We start from the raw sequence: 16,888 nt of genomic DNA, 5'->3' as shown, positions 1-16,888 counted from the left end.
GCCGGGGGGACGTCGCTGCGTCGGCTCAGGCGTACCGGTAGATCCTGCTGTGGTCGAACATCGAGGCCGGGGTGATGCCCCAGGGCGCCATCGGCTCGTGTCGGGCCACCACCTTGCGATACTGCGCATCCCCCAGGGGCGGCGGTTCCGCCGGCAGGTAGGCGGCCCCGGGGTTCTGCTGCTGCCACCGCGACCAGATCAGGTCGACGAAGGCGTGGTGCAGCCAGAAGACCGGATCGTTCACGGAGCCGCCGCCGAGCATCAGCCCGCCGACCCAGCGGTGCACCCGGTTGTGGATCCGGAACCGCTCGCTGCCCCGACCTTGTCCCCAGCCCTCCAGGGCGTTCCGGAAGCCGGAACGGCTCGTCGAGTTCCAGGGGGCCGCGTCGTACGCCCGCTCCCGCATCACCTCGTCGAGTTGGGCGGGGGTGGGCAGCGTGATCGGATCGCGGGGGCGGCCGAAGTCCCTGGTCAGATAGCGGCTCTCGGTCATCGACTGGGTGATCGTCCACTGCCCGGAGGAATGCGCGAAGGGTCCCGTCATCACCTGGAGGTCGGTCGGGCGCCCGTTGCCGCCCATGAAGTCCTCGTTCCAGATCGAGGAGGCCGGAGAGTTGTCCAGGGTCCAGTCCCAGTACGGGACGGAGACCGTGGGGTCGATCCGGCGCAGGGCCGTTTCGAACTCCAGCAGGAACTTCCGGTGCCAGGGCAGGAAGCTCGGCGTCATGTGGGCGACGCGGAGCCGGCCCTCTCCGTCGGACGAGTAGTAGTCGATGTGGGTGCGGACGAAACGGTCGTACGCGCCGGTCCGTTTGAGCTCCAGGACGGCGGCGACGAAGGTGCGGCGCTCGGCGCCGGTCAGGTCGCGCTGGTTCTTACGCGTGTACACCACGCGGGCTCCCTCCCGTCGGTTCGGTGGGGACGCCGTGGGCGCCGGCGAGGGGGGACAGCAGGGCCGTGCCCAGCTCGTCCACGGCCGCGCGGGTGGCCGCCAGCGGCGTCGGACAGGACTCGTAGTGGTCGATCGGGGTGACGTAACCGCCGTCGGCGCAGCGCATCAGATGGAGCGGCCGGCCGTCGACGAAGGCCGTCGGCCGGCCCTCGGGCCCGGAGAGGCCGAGGATGCGGTGGCCCCGGTACATCTCGTCGAAGGCGTGCGGATCGGGTGTGACCCCCGGTTCCGGTCGGGTCGCGATGCGGCCGAGCGCACCACCCGTGAAGGCGGTGACGGCCAGGGCGAACAAGGACCGCAATGCGACGCGGCGCGGGACGATCATCAGTGATCTCCTGGTGGTCGGCTTATGCCCTCAGGGCACAACGATGAAAACCCGGGTTCGTTGCGGCGGAAATGCCAGCGGTGTGAATGTCGGCCGTTCGAGTGAAAGCGACGTGGGGAAAGGGTGGTTGGAGGGCTAGCATCCGTATTCATGACCACTTCCAACGTCGTTTCCTCGGCGCGCAGCGCCTCTCCGCTGGGAACCCTCACGGTGATTCCGTGGTCCAGTGAGCCCTCCGCCGAATCGGCGGGCACGCCTTTTCTCATGGCGTATTCGCTCGGTGACGGCCGGGACGGGCCGGAGGCCGGTCAGCAGGCGATGCGCGCGGCCCTGGAATCGATGGGCCTCTCGGTCGGCGACCGGCTCTTCGACCTGGACAAGGACGCCGGGATCAACGCCACCCTGCTCGTCGAGGGCGGCGCGGCCGTGCTCACCCTGCCCTTCCTGAAGGTCCAGTGCCCGGTGCCGGACGAGTGGGAGGCCGCCGCCCGGGAGCAGGGCAAGGTGTACTTCATCTGCTCCGTGCGGCCCTGGGCCGAGGGGGTGCCCGGACAGCCCGTCGACGAGGCGCAGCTGAGGGCCTTCGTCTCGGACGAGGAGATGCTCGCCGACAGCGCCCACGTCCTGCTCCCGGTCCGCCGCATCCAGGGCTGAGCGGAAGGGGCCGCGTCATGGCGACGGCGAACGTACAAGCCGGGGTACCCGGACAGCGGCACGAGGGGACCGGTCGGCAGGCCGGCGGACCGATCGCCGCCGGTCGGGCCCTGGCCTGGCTGCTGATCACCACCGGGGCGGCGGGCGTGCTCGCCGGTTGGGTGATCACGATCGACAAGTTCCTGCTCCTGGAGGACCCCGGCTTCCAGCCCGGGTGCAGCCTCAACCCGGTCGTCTCCTGCGGCAGCGTGATGAAGAGCGAGCAGGCGTCGGTCTTCGGCTTTCCGAACCCGATGCTCGGACTCGCCGCGTACGCCGCCGTCGTGGCCGTCGGTGTCGGCCTGCTCGCCGGGGCCCGCTACCGGGGCTGGTTCTGGCTGGGGCTCAACGCCGGGATGCTCTTCGGCGTCGGCTTCTGCACCTGGCTGATGTACCAGTCGCTGTACGAGATCAACGCCCTCTGTCTGTGGTGTTGTCTGGCCTGGGTCGCCACCCTCGTCATGTTCTGGTACGTCACCGCGCACAACGTCCGGGAGGGCGTGCTGCCCGCCCCGGCCGGGCTGCGGACCTTCTTCGGAGAGTTCGCCTTCGTGCTGCCCGTCCTGCACATCGGGATCATCGGGATGTTGATCCTGACCCGCTGGTGGGACTTCTGGACGGGCTGACGTGAGCCGGATCGCCAGCTGGCTCTCCTGGCCGCGGGCCGCACTGATCGTGCTGCTCGCGGCCCTCGTCGTGCTGGTGCTGGTGTTCGAGCGGATCGTGTCCGGCGACCGGCCGGGCGGGCCGGTGACCGCGCCCGAGCCGGAGGCCCTGGCGGGCGTTCCCTCGGGGTTCTTCACCGGCTCCGACGAGAGCGGGGTGCGCCGGATCGCCCGGGCGCAGGCCTGGCTCGGCGGTGCTGCGCTGACCGTCGGGCACACGTACCTGCCGGGCGACCGCTGGTCCAACATCGAGGGGCATCCCGCGCTCTTCGAGCCCTGGGCGCGCTGGAAGGCGGAGCGGCCGGGACGCCTCTTCGTGTTGAACGTGCCGCTGCTCGACCGCAGCGAAGGGGGACTGCCGGACGCGGAGGTGGGGGCGGGGCTGCGCAGTGGTGCGGACGGCGCGTACGACCACCACTTCCGGACGCTGGGGGAGCGGCTGGTGGCACACGGGCTCGGAGACGCGGTCCTGGTGCTGGGCTGGGAGATGAACGGGACCACGTACAGCCACCGCTGCCGCCCGGACCCGGCGGCCTGGAAGGCGTACTGGCGGCGGGTGGTGGAGGTGCTGCGGGGAGTGCCGGGGCAGCGGTTCCGCTTCGACTTCACCCCGAGCCGGGGGCTCGACGCGATCCCCTGGACGCTCTGCTACCCGGGCGACGACGTCGTCGACATCATCGGGATGGACGCCTACGACCAGCCGGCGGGGCTCTCCTTCGAGGAGCAGGTGGACGAGGAGTACGGACTCGCGCACCACGTGCGCTTCGCGGCGGCGCACGGCAAGCCGGTCTCGTACCCGGAGTGGGGGCTCTTCCGGAACGGGGACAATCCGGCGTACGTGCGGGGGATGTTGGACTGGTTCGCGGCGCACCGGCCGGTGTACCAGACCGTCACGGACTACTGCCCGCACGGGGTGTGGGGGTGCGCGGACAATCCGGAGTCGGCGCGGATCGTCAGGGGCGCGCTGGGGGCGTCAGACCGGTCTTGAGGGTGTCCACCGTCCGGTTCAGGAGGACGAGCAGGTCCTCGGTGCGGCCGTGTTCGGCCCAGAGGACGGTCGCTTCCCGGAGCGCGCCGAGGGCCGCCGCCGTGAAGACCCGTACCTCCAGGTCGTCGGCGCCCCGGCCGGTGCGGTCGGCGAGGGCACGGGCGAGGCGGCGGCCGGTCGTGGCGGTGGTCTCGGTGAGCCGGGCGCGGACCGCGGGGATCTCCACCATGAGTCGGGCGCGGAGCCGGGTCTCCTCGGGCTCTTCGTCGAGGGCCGTGCGGACGGCTTCGACGACCACCGCACGGAGCGATTCCAGTGGTTCCTCGGCGGCGGGGCGGGCGCGCAGCCGGGCTTCGAGGAGCTCGTCGTCCTCGTCGGTGAGGAGGATGTCCTCCCGGACCGGGAAGTACCGCACCACGGTGGAGGGGGAGACCTCGGCGGCCTCGGCGATGCGTTCGGTGGTGGCGGCTTCCCAACCGTGCTCGGCGGCGATCCGGTAGGTGGCCTTCCGGATCGCCGCACGGGTCTTCGCCTTCTTGCGCTCGCGGAGGCTGGGGCGTGCGGGGTCTGCGGCGGCCATGCCCCTCATGATCCCAGCTCAGGCGTGCTGGTACGCCACCAAGGAGATGCCCACGTAGTGGACGACGAAGGCGGCCAGGGTCAGTGAGTGGAAGACCTCGTGGAAGCCGAACCAGCGCGGAGAGGGGTTCGGACGCTTGATGCCGTAGATGACGCCACCCGCGCTGTAGAGCAGGCCGCCGACGATGACGAGGACCAGGACGGCGATGCCGCCCGCGCGCATGAAGTCCGGCAGGAAGAAGACGGCGGCCCAGCCCATCGCGATGTAGCAGGGCGTGTACAGCCAGCGAGGCGCGCCGACCCAGAAGACCCGGAAGGCGATGCCGGCCGCCGCCGCGGCCCAGACCGCCCACATGAGCGGCTTCGCCGTGGAGTCGGGGAGCAGCAGCAGGGTGAGCGGGGTGTAGGTGCCCGCGATGATCAGGAAGATGTTGGCGTGGTCGAGGCGCCGGAGCACGGCCTCGCCCCGGGGGCCCCAGTTGCCGCGGTGGTAGAGGGCGCTGATGCCGAAGAGCAGGCAGGCGGTGAGGACGTAGATCCCGCAGGCGATGCGGGCCCGGGGCGAGTCGGAGAGGGCCACCAGGGTGAGGCCCGCGACGATCACTGCGGGGAACATGCCCGCGTGCAGCCAGCCTCTGAGTCTGGGCTTCGGCGGGAGCGACGGTCGGTGCTCGATCGGGGTCACTTCCGGCGTGGCTGCAGTCATGAGACCGCATCGTACCTACGGCCGCGTAGGTGTCCGGGACGAGTGGCGATGCTCACGTGTGCACCCCCCTGGACATATGGGCGTTTCCATCGGATGATCAAATGAGTGCAGTCGGCACCGGATGAGCAGCTACGACGCGTCCGGGTCGCAGCCCCCACGGGGCATACAGCGGAATACACCCTCAACAAGGAGCAATCGTGGCGCGCGACAACGCGGCTCCCCTTCCCACCCAGCACCAGGGGCTCGTCTCCTGGGTGAACGAGATCGCCGAGATCACCCAGCCCGACGACATCGTCTGGTGCGACGGTTCCGAGGCCGAGTACGAGCGCCTGTGCGAGGAGCTCGTCGCCAAGGGGACCTTCAAGAAGCTCGACCCGGTGAAGCGCCCGAACTCGTACTACGCCGCCTCCGACCCGACCGACGTCGCGCGCGTCGAGGACCGGACCTTCATCTGCTCCGAGAAGGAGGAGGACGCGGGCCCGACCAACCACTGGAAGGCCCCGGCGGAGATGAAGGAGCTCTTCGCGGGCGAGAAGGGCATCTTCCGCGGCTCCATGCGCGGTCGCACCATGTACGTCGTGCCCTTCTGCATGGGCCCGGTCGGCTCCCCGCTCTCCGCCATCGGCGTCGAGATCACCGACTCCGCGTACGTCGCCGTCTCCATGCGCACCATGACCCGCATGGGGCAGGCCGTCCTCGACGAGCTCGGCACCGACGGCTTCTTCGTCAAGGCCGTCCACACCCTCGGCGCCCCCCTGGAAGAGGGCCAGGAGGACGTGCCGTGGCCCTGCAACACCACCAAGTACATCTCGCACTTCCCCGAGACCCGCGAGATCTGGTCGTACGGCTCGGGCTACGGCGGCAACGCCCTGCTCGGCAAGAAGTGCTACGCGCTCCGCATCGCCTCCGTCATGGCGCGTGACGAGGGCTGGCTCGCCGAGCACATGCTCATCCTGAAGCTCACGCCGCCGCAGGGCGAGGCGAAGTACGTCGCCGCCGCCTTCCCGTCGGCCTGTGGCAAGACCAACCTCGCCATGCTGGAGCCCACGATCTCCGGCTGGACGGTCGAGACCATCGGCGACGACATCGCCTGGATGCGCTTCGGCGAGGACGGCCGCCTCTACGCGATCAACCCCGAGGCCGGTTTCTTCGGCGTCGCACCCGGCACCGGCGAGCACACCAACGCCAACGCCATGAAGACGATGTGGGGCAACTCGGTCTTCACCAACGTCGCGCTCACCGACGACGGCGACGTGTGGTGGGAGGGCATGACCGAGGAGGCGCCCCGGCACCTCATCGACTGGAAGGGCAACGACTGGACGCCGGAGTCCGAGACCCCGGCCGCCCACCCGAACGCCCGCTTCACCGTTCCGGCCGGTCAGTGCCCGATCATCGCGCCGGAGTGGGAGGACCCGAAGGGCGTGCCGATCTCCGCGATCCTCTTCGGCGGCCGTCGTGCCTCCGCCGTGCCGCTGGTCACCGAGTCCTTCGACTGGAACCACGGCGTCTTCCTCGGCGCCAACGTGGCCTCCGAGAAGACCGCCGCGGCCGAGGGCACGGTCGGCGAGCTGCGCCGCGACCCGTTCGCGATGCTGCCGTTCTGCGGCTACAACATGGGCGACTACATGGCCCACTGGGTCAAGGTCGGCGCCTCCGCGGACGCCGCGAAGCTCCCGAAGATCTACTACGTGAACTGGTTCCGCAAGAACGACGCGGGCAAGTTCGTCTGGCCCGGCTTCGGCGAGAACAGCCGCGTCCTGAAGTGGATCGTCGAGCGCCTCGACGGCAAGGCCGAGGGCGTCGAGACCCCGATCGGCATCCTGCCGACCGCCGGGTCCCTCGACACCGAGGGCCTGGACCTGCCGGCCGAGGACCTGGAGTTCCTCCTCAAGGTCGACCGTGACGTGTGGCGCCAGGAGGCCGCCCTCGTCCCCGACCACCTGAACACCTTCGGCGACCACACGCCGAAGGAGCTGTGGGACGAGTACCACGCCCTCGTGGAGCGCCTCGGCTAGTCCCTCCCCATGACTCGTGGTGGGTTGCCCCGATTTCCGCCCTGACCAGCTGGGGTCACGACGGCCCACCACGACGCAACCGGCCCCCGGAGCCCCCTCAGGCTCCGGGGGCCGGCGCACGTCCGGACGGCGACGGCCCCGGAGGAGGCGGCGGCGGGCCGCCGCGCGGCATCCCCCGGACCTCCGCGCCGGACGTTCACCGCGACCTGTCCTCCAGGTACCGCGTGTGCGTCTGCTGGCGGCGGGCCTCCGCCTCGTGGAGTTCGTCGGCGATCGCCGCGGCCTCCCCGTGCAGGGCGGACAGCTGCCGCTCCAGGTGCCGCTCGGGCGGCTCCGCGCCCGGTGTGACCCGGGACCACCACCGCGTCCGCACGAAGGCGTTCACCGCCTCCGGAACGTCCAGTCGGACCGCACGGGCCAAGACGTGCACCTGCTCGGGGTCACTCACCCAGCCCGGTTCCAGAAGCGCCTCCAGCAGGTCCTGGAGCTCCTCGATCCGGTCCCGCAGCGCCGGCGGCAGCTCCACCTCGGCCAGATAGGCGCGCAGGGCCGCGAAGTCGTCCCGCAGGGCTTCCACCTGCTCGTCCGGGCTGGGGAAGTCCGGGGCCGCGGGGCGCTCGGGCGGGGCGATCAGGGCGCCGGCCCCGTACAAGGCGGCGACCACCAGGGGCCAGAGCCCGCCGGCCGCCCCGGTGAGGGACAGCCCGAGCCCGAGCAGGCCGCAGGCGCAGCCGGTCAGGTTCTTCTTCGACTCGGCGTAGCGCAGGAGTCGGTTCGCGGACCGGTCACTGGTAGCCACGGATCTCCTCGAAGGCTCCGTCGAGCGAACCCCGGGTGGCGTCGAAGAGCTTTCCTCCGGTCAGCCCCGCGATGTGGTCGAGCTCGTCCCGGTCGGAGTCCCCGAAGAGGATCGGGAAGACCGGCGTCCGCTGTTGCTCGGCGGGGAGCGAGCGGTAGAAGGCGTCGAAGGCGGTGGCCGGTTCGCCGTTGGTGTTCTCCCCGTCCGTCATCAGGACCACCGAGGTGAACGTGTCGCCCGACACCTTCCCGAGGAAGCGGTACGCCTCCTGCAGGCTGGAGTAGATCGCCGTGCCGCCGGAGGCCGAGAGACGACGGGAGTCGGCCCGGATCGCGTCGAGCGCCGCAGCCGGTGCGGCCGGGTCGACCGTGTACGTGTGGACCTCGCGCTGCTTCACCGACGACCCGAAGGGCATCAGGGTGACCTCCTCCCGGTCCCGGAAGTCGCCGGTCAACTCGGCCAGTGCCGACTTCAGCCGGTCGAGCCGCTCACCGGCCATGGAGCCCGAGGTGTCGAGCACGTACACCGTGCGGGAGGGCCTGCGCAGGGTGTTGTCGTAGGCGTCGAGGAGGCCGTCGGCGACGGCGCGGCTGCCCGGGAAGGGCAGTTCGCGGCGCGGGTCCCGGGCCAGGGCGGCGGCCGGGACGACACCGGCGACCACCGGGCGGCGCAGGGTCGTCCCGGTGATCCGCCGCTGGGCCTCCGGGGTGCGCAGGTACGCGGTGAGCCGGCCCGCCGCTTCCTTCGCTTCGGGGCGGGCGGACGTGAGCAGCGTGAGCGGGTAGTCGGCGGTGACGACCCCGTCCTTCGGACGGATCACGGTCAGCTTCCCGGGCGCCGACAGCAGCACGGACTCGTAGTTGACGAGCGCGTCCACGTCGGTGCGGCGGGCGTAGGCCGAGGCGAGCCAGCCGGAGGAGCCGGAGGTCAGCTTCTGGCCGGCGAAGAACTCCTTCAGGCGCGGGGTGGCCTCGGCGACGTCCCGCTCGGTCAGCGCCGCCTGGGCGCCGGAGAGTCCGGAGGCGACCGAGACGAGCGCGGAGAATCCCGAGTTGGAGCGCTTCGGGTCGGTCATGCCGTACGTCAGCTTCCCGTCGGCGACCGCCCGGTGCAGCTGGGACCAGGTCACGTCCGCCGGGTTCCAGCCGAGCCGGGCGAGGGCGTCGGGCCGCAGCCCGAGCGCCACCGGAGAGGTCATGATCGGCGTCTCGCCGGTGATCTTCTTCGCGGTGTCCGGGCGCAGCCGGAGGTAGTCGTTGGAGGAGAGCCAGACCGCGTCGAAGGCACGGTCCGCCTCGCCGGACGCGATGCGCTCGACGGCGTCGAGGGTCCCCACATAGGTGGGGCGGACGGTGATTCCGGTCGCCTTGCCGGCCTCGTCGAGGACCGGCGCCATGTCGGCCAGCTCGGAGGAGGCGAGGACCCTGAGGGTGCCGGGGGCGTACTGCGTGCCGTGGCGGTCGACCGGCGCACCGGTCGGGCTGCCGGCGCCGGCCCGGTCCCCGGTGCCGCAGGAGCTTCCGGTGGCGGTGACGAGCAGGACCAGGGCGAGCCCGGTGAGCGCACGGGGGAGGAGACGGGCGTGGCGGCGGGGGCTCCGGGTGGCGGGGGCGCGGTCTGCGCGGATCACGCGGGGCCCCCTTCCGGGGAGCCGGCGCGACGGCTGCGCTCCAGGTGGGCGCCGGCCTGCTGGAGTTCGGCCGTGAGCGACTCGACCGTCGCCGCCATCGACTCCGTCGCCCGCGCCTTGTACGTGTCGATGGCGTCGAGCGTGCGGTAGATCTGCTGGAAGGCCGTGCGCAGCGTCTCCGCGCCCACGGCCGGGTCCGCCGCGATCCGCTGGATCTCTCCCGCCTGGCCCGCGAGCATCTCGGCATTGCCCCGGATCAGGTCCTCGGTCGTCGAGCGCAGCACCTGCACCTGCTCGGTGACCTTGCGCTGGTTCTCCAGGGCCGCGGCCAGCATCACCGCGATCCGCAGCGCCGACAGGGTCGTCGTCGCCGCCCGGTCCACGCCCTTGACCAGCTCGTCGTTGTTCCGGCGCACCACGTCCATCGCCAGGTACCCCTGTGCGCAGACGGCGAGTTGGGTCAGCAGGTCCTGGTGCTTCTGGCGGACCGGGAAGAGGACGTCGGCGCGCAGGGCGTCCGCCCGGGCCGGGTCGGCGGTGAGCACGATGCGCTCCTCGACGGCCGCGTCGAGGGCCTCGGTGAGCACCGCGTACTCCTGGAGCTTGCCCATGGTTTCCCACAGCCGTGTCCGCTCGACCTGCAAGGCGGCGTTGTCGCGCCGCAGTTCGTCCTGGCCGCTGCGCAGCGAGCCGACGATCTGGTTCAGCACGGCCTGCGAGGAGGCGTACTTGGCGACGTGGTCGCGCAGCTTGTTGCCGCCGGGAAGCTTCGACAGCAGCCCCTTGAGGCCCTTGGCGGGGGAGTCCCGGGGGTCCAGGTCCTCCACGGTGCGGCGGAGCTCGACGAGGGAGGAGCCGACCCTGGCCTGTGCGTCGCCGCCGCCCCGGCCGAGGGAACGGACCGTGCGGTCCAGCATGCGGTTCGACTGCTGTGCGGCGGACCGCATCTCGCCGTCGCCGAGCGCTCCGATCTCGCCGACCCGGCCGGTGAACTCGGGCGAGAGGGGGTCGAGTCCGGCGAGCGAGCCGACGTACTCGACGGCCCGTCGGGACATCTCCGCCCGGGTCTCCTCGTCCAGGGGCACCAGGCCGGAGGCCTGCTCGGCACGGACGGTCGGCACCGGCTCGGGCGGGGTGAGGACCAGTGGGGCGTCCTGCTCGGGCGGTGTCAGGGCCATCGTCCTTCTCGGGTCGTCGGGCTTGCTCATGCGGTGTCCCCCTGGCCGCGGGCCCGCAGCGCCATCTCGTGCAGCACCTCGCTGGTGGGCACGGGGGCCTGGCGGACTCCGCTGAGTGTCTGGTTGAGGTAGGCGGCGTGGTTCTTGGTGGCCGCGGTGAACTCGCTCGCCGCGCCCTGCGGACGAAAGCCGTGCCGGACCGCGAGCTTGCGCAGCTCGGGGTCCGTGGCGAGTGCTTCGCCGAGTGCCCGGCCGTTCTCGGAGAGCGGTACGAGGGTGTGGTCGCTGTTGACCGTGGTGTCCGGGTAGAGGACGACGAGGTCGCCCAGGGGGCGGCCCGCCAGCAGTTGGGACGCCACCTGGGACTCGTACACCAGGACGAGCGGATTGCCGACGCCGCTGATGAAGTCCCGGAAGGGGGCGTCCGACCCCGGCTGCTGGGCGCCCTGCACCTGGACGAGCTTGCGCAGGAGCGGGGCGGTGCGGGTGACGGCGGCCCCGTCGCCCGCGACCCGCCCGCCGTCGGCGACGTAGCTCGCGGCGGCCAGGTAGAGGGCACCGGAGTTGGAGGACAGCGGGTCGGTGGAGGTGATGAAGAGGGTGCCGCTCAACTCCGTGTGCCCGGCGGAGCCCTTGAGCTGCTGCCAGGTCCGGTCGGCGCGGGCCGCCGCGAGGTAGGCGTCCATCTTCAGGGTGCCGCTCGTTCCGCGCGGACCGAGGGTCGCCAGGCCGTTGTCGGCGAGGACCCGGGCGGCGGAGCTGTGTGCGATGACGACGAGCGGCGAGTAGAACGGCCGCAGCGGGGCGGTCGTCGCCCGGTCCTTCGTCTTCGCCTTCGCGCGCAGCGCATCGGCCGGACCCCTGGAGGACGGGAAGGCGAAGTCGTACCCGTCGAGGGGGAGTTCCTCCATGTCCCAGGAGCCGGAGGTCTCGGTGGTCACACGGAAGCCCCTGGCGGCGAGGGCCTCCACCACCTGCGGATCGGCGAAGAACTCGGCCTTCTCCGATCCGATGACTCCCCGCACGGTCTTCGTTGCCGTGTCGCCGTCCTTGTCACCGCCCGATACGAGCACGGCGGCCACGCCACCGAGCAGGAGGACGGCCAGGACGATTCCCAGAATGCGTCTCACGCGGGCAGGGTGCTCGCGGAAACCCACATTCCAGAGGGAGTTGGGTGTACGGGAGGTGAAGGACGGATCCCGGAATCGAACCGGAGCGGAGGATGCCGCATCCCTCGGTCCCACTGTGCCTTCCCGGACCTTCCCGGACCTTCTCGGACCTTCTCGGACCTTCTCGGGCCTCGCCGGGGCGGGGAGGCGGGCGCCGGTGGGTGGCGCCCGGTCCGCGCGTTTCGTGCCGCGCGGGCCGGGGCCGTCAGGGGGTGGGGAGCAGCGGGTTCCCGGCCAGGGCCGCGGTGTGCGCGTCCATGCGCCCGGCGGCGAGGATCGCGACGGCCGTGTCGGCCCGGGAGGCGGCGACGACCAGGGCGCGCCCCGCGAGGGCGTGCGCCCTGCGGTGCAGCTCCGCTGCGGGCGAACCGCGCAGGCCGGCGTGCCGCGCGGGCGGTGCGCCGCGCAGTCGTGCCACCTGTCGGGCGATGAGCTCGCCGGCCTCCGCGTCGCCCAACTCGTCGGTGACCGCGAGCAGGGCGGCGAGGTGTCCCGCGAGCTGGATGTCCAGTTCTTCCTCGCGGGAGCGGTGCGGATACGAGTCGCGGGTGTCGTCGGCCGTCCGGTGGACCGACTTGGCGCGGATCGGTTCGTACATGGGACGGCCTCCTACGGTTGCCCGAAGGCCATCCTATCTTGGATTCGGTCTAAAGTTGACTTCTGTCCGAGGGGTGGGCGGTGCGGGTCAGGGCTGGCTGTAGCCGTCCAGGAAGCGTCCGATCCGGGTCACCGCGTCGGTCAGGTCGGCGGCCGCGGGGAGGGTGACGATGCGGAAGTGGTCCGGTTCGTGCCAGTTGAAGCCGGTTCCGTGCACGACCATGATCTTCTCGGCCCGCAGCAGGTCCAGGACCATCTGCCGGTCGTCCTTGATCTTGTAGACGTTCGGGTCGAGGCGCGGGAAGAGGTAGAGCGCGCCCTTCGGCTTCACGCACGTCACGCCCGGGATCTGGGTCAGCAGTTCGTACGCGGCGTCCCGCTGCTCCAGGAGCCGTCCGCCCGGCAGTACCAGCTCCTCGATCGATTGCCGCCCCTGGAGCGCGGCGGCCACGGCGTGCTGTGCCGGCATGTTGGCGCAGAGGCGCATGTTGGCGAGGATCGTGAGGCCCTCGATGTACGAGGCCGCGTGGTGCTTCGGCCCGCAGACCGCCAGCCAGCCGGAGCGGAAGCCGGCCACCCGGTAGTTCTTGCTCATCCCGTTGAAGGTGAGGACCAGCAGGTCGGGGGCGATCGTGGCGGTCGGGGTGTGCGTGGTGCCGTCGTAGAGGATCTTGTCGTAGATCTCGTCCGAGCAGACCACCAGGTCGTGGCGCCGGGCGATCTCCGTCAGGGAGCGGAGCATCTCCTCGTCGTAGACGGCGCCCGTCGGGTTGTTGGGGTTGATGATCACGATCGCCTTGGTGCGGTCGGTGATCTTCCGCTCGATGTCCGCGAGGTCCGGCATCCAGTCCGCCTGCTCGTCGCAGCGGTAGTGCACGGCCGTACCGCCCGCGAGCGAGACCGAGGCGGTCCACAGCGGATAGTCCGGGGCCGGCACCAGGACCTCGTCGCCGTCGTCGAGCAGGGCCTGCATCGACATCTGGATCAGTTCCGAGACGCCGTTGCCGAGGTAGATGTCCTCGACGGAGAGCGGGATGCCCTTCGTCTCGTAGTGGCTCATCACCGCCCGGCGGGCCGAGAGCAGCCCCTTCGCGTCCCCGTAGCCGTGGGCTTCGGAGAGGTTGCGGAGGACGTCCTCCAGGATGGCGGGAGGGCACTCGAAGCCGAAGGCGGCCGGGTTCCCGGTGTTGAGCTTGAGGATGCGATGACCCGCAGCCTCAAGCCGCATCGCCTCTTCGAGCACCGGACCCCGGATTTCGTAACAGACGTTGGCGAGCTTCGTGGACTGGATCACCTGCATGACGAGAGCCTACGGCGGGGGCGGCCGGAACGCCTCGTGTTTTGGGACACGTCGGACGTCCGGCTTCCGGGGCGCTTCGGACGTCCGGCGGCCTCCGGCCCGCTCCGATGATTGTCCGGAATGTGTGTGGACTCGCACTGCGGTGACGTGCTCCCTACAATGCGCGCACATGAGCCACCAGGACAGCAGCGTCTTCGTCGACGCCTCCGGGCGACGCCGCCGCGGGATGCGGTGGGCGGCGGCCGGGGTGGGCACGGCGTGCCTCGGTTTCCTCGCCGTCGTCGTCGCCGGATCCTTCGGCGCCGGGCCCGTGGGAGGCCCGCTGCCCTGGGCGGACCGGGACAAGCAGGACGCGCCCGCGCTCATCCAGCCGGACCCCGTGCGGTCCGAGGACGTCGAAGCCACTCCGCAGCACACGACGGAGCCCCCCGCCGACACGGCCTCCCCCGAGGCGACCGAGGCGGAGCCCCCGGCCGAGGCGGCCACCACCGGCCCGGCCCCCGCCCCGTCGCCCACCGGCGGCGGCACCGGGGACACGGAGGCGCCGGCGCCGACGGCCACCGACGACGGCAAGCCGGGCAAGTCCGACCAGGCGCCCGGCGCCACGAAGCGCCCGAAGTGACGGGCGGGGGACACGGCGGTCCCGGACAGGGAGACCAGGGGTACGGCCAGGGAGATCCGTACGGCCACCCGTACGGATACGGCGGGACGCACGCCCACGAGCAGTCCCACGGGCACGGAGCCCCCGGACACGAGCAGGTGTCCCCGTACGACCCGTCCCCGGGGCACGCCGCTCCCGGGTACCACCAGGCGCCCCCGTACGACCCGCCCCATGGGCACGGCGCCCCCGGGTACCACCAGGGGCCCCCGTACGACCCGCCCCGGGGGTACGGCGACCACCCCTACGACGACGGTGCGTACGGATACGCCACCGGGGCGCACGGCCACGACCACGACGGCGGGGCGCACGGCCACGACCCGTCGTACGGATACGCCGTCGGGGCGCACGGACACGACCTCGGGCACGGACACCCGGCCCGTCCCGTCCGCCCGGAGCAGGGCGGTGCGGAGCACGCGCACCCCCAGGCCGGCCCCGACGCACCCCCGGAGCCGCACCTCCCCGGGGTCGACGCGCACCCGGCGGACGGTGGGGCCCCGGCCCCCTACGCCCCCGCCCCTGCCCCGCACGCCCGCCCCGCCGCCCCCGGTCCGTCGCCCGTCGCGCCCCGCACCCGACACGCCCTGCGGCGCGACCCCCGGGCCCACTGGGCCGTGCTCTGCCTGATCGTCCTCGTCGCCGCCACCGCCCTGGTCTTCGCCGGGTACGGCCGCCACGAGATAGCCGCCACCGGCGCGCCCCCGCCGGGCTGCCCCACCACGCCCACGACCCGCGGCGAAGGCCCCGTCGTCCAGGTGGACCGGAACGGCATCGTGCACAGCGCCACCCCGCCCGACGGGACCGTCGCCCTCACCTACGACGGCGGGCCGAGCCCCGACTGGACCCCGCGCCTGCTGGACGTCCTCGCCGCGCACCACGCGAGGGCGACCTTCTTCCTCACCGGCTCCGAGGCCGCCGCCCACCCCGACCTGGTCCGCCGCATCGTCACCGACGGCCACGAGCTCGGCTCGCACACGTACACCGACGTCGACCTCGCCCAGGTCTCGGACACCCGCGCCGACCTGGAGCTCTCCTTCACCCAGAACGCGCTCGCCGCGAGCACCGGCCTCGGCACCCGCCTGCTGCGACTACCCCACACCACCGGGCTCGCCGAGTTCTGCGAGGACCAGTGGAGGGCCGGACGCCGGGCCGCGCAGTCCGGCTACGTCCTCGTGGCCGCCGACGGGAAGGGCGTCCTGCAGTTCGCCGGTTCCCCGCAGGCCGTCGACGCGACCGAAGAGCTCCTCGCCCGCGCCGGCGCCACCAGCCACACCTCCGTCGGCCGGGCCCTCGGACTCACCGACACCACCTACCACGTCTCGACGCTCGCCGAATGGAAGGGCGCCGCCTTCGTCCAGGCGCAGCACGCCTCCCGGGGCTTCGCCGACGCCATGGCCTGGCTGCTCGGCGCGGCCGGCGTCCTCACCGCCGCACGGCTCGCCCTCCTCCTCGGCGTCGCCCGCGTCCACGTCCGCCGCACCCGCTCCCGGCGCCGCCGCGGCGCACCCCGACTGCCTCCGGTGACCGAGCCCGTCTCGGTCCTGGTCCCCGCCTACAACGAGGAGGCGGGGATCGAGGCGACGGTCCGTTCCCTGCTCGCCTCCACCCACCGGGACATCCAGGTCGTCGTCATCGACGACGGCTCCTCCGACCGCACCTTCGAGATCGCCGAGTCCATCGACGACCCCCGGGTGATGGTCGTGCGCCAGCCCAACGCGGGCAAGGCCGCCGCCCTCAACACCGGCCTCGCCTGGGCCCACCACGACGTCGTCGTGATGATCGACGGCGACACCGTCTTCGAACCCGAGGCCGTCCACCGCCTGGTCCAGCCGCTCGCCGACCCCCGCGTCGGCGCGGTCAGCGGCAACACCAAGGTCGGGAACCGGCAGGGCGTCCTCGGCCGGTGGCAGCACCTGGAGTACGTGATCGGCTTCAACCTCGACCGGCGCATGTACGACGTGCTGGAGTGCATGCCCACCGTCCCCGGAGCCATCGGGGCCTTCCGCCGCGGGGCGCTCGCCGGCGTCGGCGGGGTCAGCGAGGACACCCTCGCCGAGGACACCGACCTCACGATGGCGCTGTGCCGGGCCGGCTGGCGCGTCGTGTACGAGGAGTCCGCCATCGCGTGGACGGAGGCCCCGTCCACCGTCCGACAGCTGTGGAAGCAGCGCTACCGGTGGTGCTACGGCACCCTCCAGGCCATGTGGAAGCACCGCAGGGCGGTCGTCGAGGGCGGCCAGTCCGGCAAGCTCGGCCGTCGGGGCCTCCTCTACCTGCTGCTCTTCCAGACCGTGCTGCCGCTGCTCGCCCCCCTCGTCGACGTCTTCGCCGTCTACGGACTGCTCTTCCAGGACGCCGGGCAGGCGCTCGGCGTCTGGCTCGGTTTCACCGCCGTCCAGGTCGGCACCGCCGTGTACGCGCTCCGCCTCGACCGCGAGCGGTTCGAACCGATCTGGACCCTGCCGCTGCAGATCGTCGTCTACCGTCAGCTCATGTACCTGGTCGTCGTCCAGTCCGTGGTCACCGCGCTTCTCGGCAGCCGGCTCGGCTGGCACCGGATGCAGCGCACCGGCACCGCGACCGAGACCCTGGACCGCACGGCCACCGGGAGGCCGTCCGCGGCGGGGTAGGTTG

At 72.0% G+C, this 16,888-nt stretch carries 16 protein-coding genes; 6 read left to right on the top strand and 10 right to left on the bottom strand.

Translation table 11 applies throughout. From position 1 onward, the window contains the following. Positions 1 to 25 precede the first annotated feature (25 nt). Both ACFW2Y_RS07265 and ACFW2Y_RS07260 read right to left on the bottom strand, forming a co-directional pair. On the bottom strand, positions 26 to 892 hold the full coding sequence (locus ACFW2Y_RS07265) for a tyrosinase family protein (RefSeq protein WP_384874788.1): 867 nt from the start codon (positions 890 to 892) through the stop codon (positions 26 to 28). Then, positions 876 to 1,277 carry a tyrosinase family oxidase copper chaperone gene (locus tag ACFW2Y_RS07260; protein ID WP_384874786.1) on the bottom strand — a complete coding sequence of 134 codons (402 nt, stop codon included), beginning with the start codon at positions 1,275 to 1,277 and terminating at the stop codon, positions 876 to 878. The genes ACFW2Y_RS07265 and ACFW2Y_RS07260 overlap by 17 nt, the downstream gene beginning before the upstream one ends. A 150-nt stretch (positions 1,278 to 1,427) precedes the next feature. Between ACFW2Y_RS07260 and ACFW2Y_RS07255 the strand changes: the two genes are divergently transcribed. From ACFW2Y_RS07255 to ACFW2Y_RS07245, 3 genes are read left to right on the top strand one after another with little or no spacing between them, the layout of a single operon-like run. Further along, positions 1,428 to 1,931, top strand: coding sequence for a DUF5949 family protein (locus ACFW2Y_RS07255; protein ID WP_384874784.1), 504 nt, complete (start codon positions 1,428 to 1,430; stop codon positions 1,929 to 1,931). A 17-nt stretch (positions 1,932 to 1,948) separates the two neighbouring features. Continuing rightward, positions 1,949 to 2,596 carry a vitamin K epoxide reductase family protein gene (locus ACFW2Y_RS07250; protein WP_384874781.1) on the top strand — a complete coding sequence of 216 codons (648 nt, stop codon included), beginning with the start codon at positions 1,949 to 1,951 and terminating at the stop codon, positions 2,594 to 2,596. Between the two features lies 1 nt (position 2,597). Then, positions 2,598 to 3,623 carry a glycoside hydrolase family 26 protein gene (locus ACFW2Y_RS07245; protein ID WP_384874778.1) on the top strand — a complete coding sequence of 342 codons (1,026 nt, stop codon included), beginning with the start codon at positions 2,598 to 2,600 and terminating at the stop codon, positions 3,621 to 3,623. Here ACFW2Y_RS07245 and ACFW2Y_RS07240 read toward each other — a convergent pair. Together ACFW2Y_RS07240 and ACFW2Y_RS07235 are read right to left on the bottom strand one after the other, a co-directional pair. After that, a complete protein-coding gene (locus ACFW2Y_RS07240) occupies positions 3,589 to 4,212 on the bottom strand; it encodes a TetR/AcrR family transcriptional regulator (protein WP_384874775.1) in 624 nt (207 codons plus the stop codon). The two genes, ACFW2Y_RS07245 and ACFW2Y_RS07240, sit on opposite strands and share 35 nt — an antisense overlap. Positions 4,213 to 4,221: 9 nt before the next feature. Beyond that, complete coding sequence (locus ACFW2Y_RS07235) at positions 4,222 to 4,908, bottom strand: hemolysin III family protein (RefSeq protein WP_384874773.1); 687 nt, start codon at positions 4,906 to 4,908, stop codon at positions 4,222 to 4,224. A gap of 197 nt (positions 4,909 to 5,105) precedes the next feature. On the opposite strand from ACFW2Y_RS07235, the gene ACFW2Y_RS07230 reads away from it, so the two are divergent. After that, positions 5,106 to 6,923: a phosphoenolpyruvate carboxykinase (GTP) gene (locus tag ACFW2Y_RS07230; protein ID WP_384874771.1), complete on the top strand. Its 1,818-nt coding sequence runs from the start codon at positions 5,106 to 5,108 to the stop codon at positions 6,921 to 6,923. 196 nt (positions 6,924 to 7,119) lie between these two features. Here the strand turns inward: ACFW2Y_RS07230 and ACFW2Y_RS07225 are convergent, their stop codons facing one another. The 6 genes from ACFW2Y_RS07225 to ACFW2Y_RS07200 all read right to left on the bottom strand — a co-directional run bounded on the left by ACFW2Y_RS07225 (position 7,120) and on the right by ACFW2Y_RS07200 (position 13,596). Next, positions 7,120 to 7,722, bottom strand: a complete 603-nt coding sequence (locus tag ACFW2Y_RS07225) for a hypothetical protein (protein WP_384874768.1) — start codon at positions 7,720 to 7,722, stop codon at positions 7,120 to 7,122. Continuing rightward, positions 7,709 to 9,349: a substrate-binding domain-containing protein gene (locus ACFW2Y_RS07220; protein ID WP_384874799.1), complete on the bottom strand. Its 1,641-nt coding sequence runs from the start codon at positions 9,347 to 9,349 to the stop codon at positions 7,709 to 7,711. Before ACFW2Y_RS07220 ends, ACFW2Y_RS07225 begins: the two co-directional genes overlap by 14 nt. Further along, positions 9,349 to 10,560: a toxic anion resistance protein gene (locus ACFW2Y_RS07215; protein ID WP_384874765.1), complete on the bottom strand. Its 1,212-nt coding sequence runs from the start codon at positions 10,558 to 10,560 to the stop codon at positions 9,349 to 9,351. Before ACFW2Y_RS07215 ends, ACFW2Y_RS07220 begins: the two co-directional genes overlap by 1 nt. Next, entirely contained in the window at positions 10,557 to 11,687 is a 1,131-nt protein-coding gene (locus ACFW2Y_RS07210; protein WP_384874762.1) for a hypothetical protein, read from the bottom strand. The genes ACFW2Y_RS07215 and ACFW2Y_RS07210 overlap by 4 nt, the downstream gene beginning before the upstream one ends. A 217-nt stretch (positions 11,688 to 11,904) precedes the next feature. Beyond that, the gene (locus ACFW2Y_RS07205) at positions 11,905 to 12,297 is read right to left on the bottom strand and encodes a hypothetical protein (protein ID WP_384874759.1); all 393 of its coding nucleotides are present in this window, start codon (positions 12,295 to 12,297) and stop codon (positions 11,905 to 11,907) included. 87 nt (positions 12,298 to 12,384) lie between these two features. Beyond that, positions 12,385 to 13,596, bottom strand: coding sequence for a pyridoxal phosphate-dependent aminotransferase (locus tag ACFW2Y_RS07200; protein WP_384874756.1), 1,212 nt, complete (start codon positions 13,594 to 13,596; stop codon positions 12,385 to 12,387). Between the two features lie 169 nt (positions 13,597 to 13,765). Here ACFW2Y_RS07200 and ACFW2Y_RS07195 point away from each other — a divergent pair, with 169 nt between their 5' ends. Continuing rightward, on the top strand, positions 13,766 to 14,218 hold the full coding sequence (locus ACFW2Y_RS07195; protein ID WP_384874753.1) for a hypothetical protein: 453 nt from the start codon (positions 13,766 to 13,768) through the stop codon (positions 14,216 to 14,218). A gap of 650 nt (positions 14,219 to 14,868) precedes the next feature. Then, the gene (locus ACFW2Y_RS07190) at positions 14,869 to 16,884 is read left to right on the top strand and encodes a bifunctional polysaccharide deacetylase/glycosyltransferase family 2 protein (RefSeq protein WP_384874796.1); all 2,016 of its coding nucleotides are present in this window, start codon (positions 14,869 to 14,871) and stop codon (positions 16,882 to 16,884) included. Positions 16,885 to 16,888 lie beyond the last annotated feature (4 nt).

It is taken from the genome of Streptomyces sp. NPDC058877 (assembly GCF_042742855.1).
GTDB lineage: Bacteria > Actinomycetota > Actinomycetes > Streptomycetales > Streptomycetaceae > Streptomyces.
Note: the sequence above shows the minus strand (reverse complement) of the source record. Positions and strands in the feature narration are given on the sequence as shown.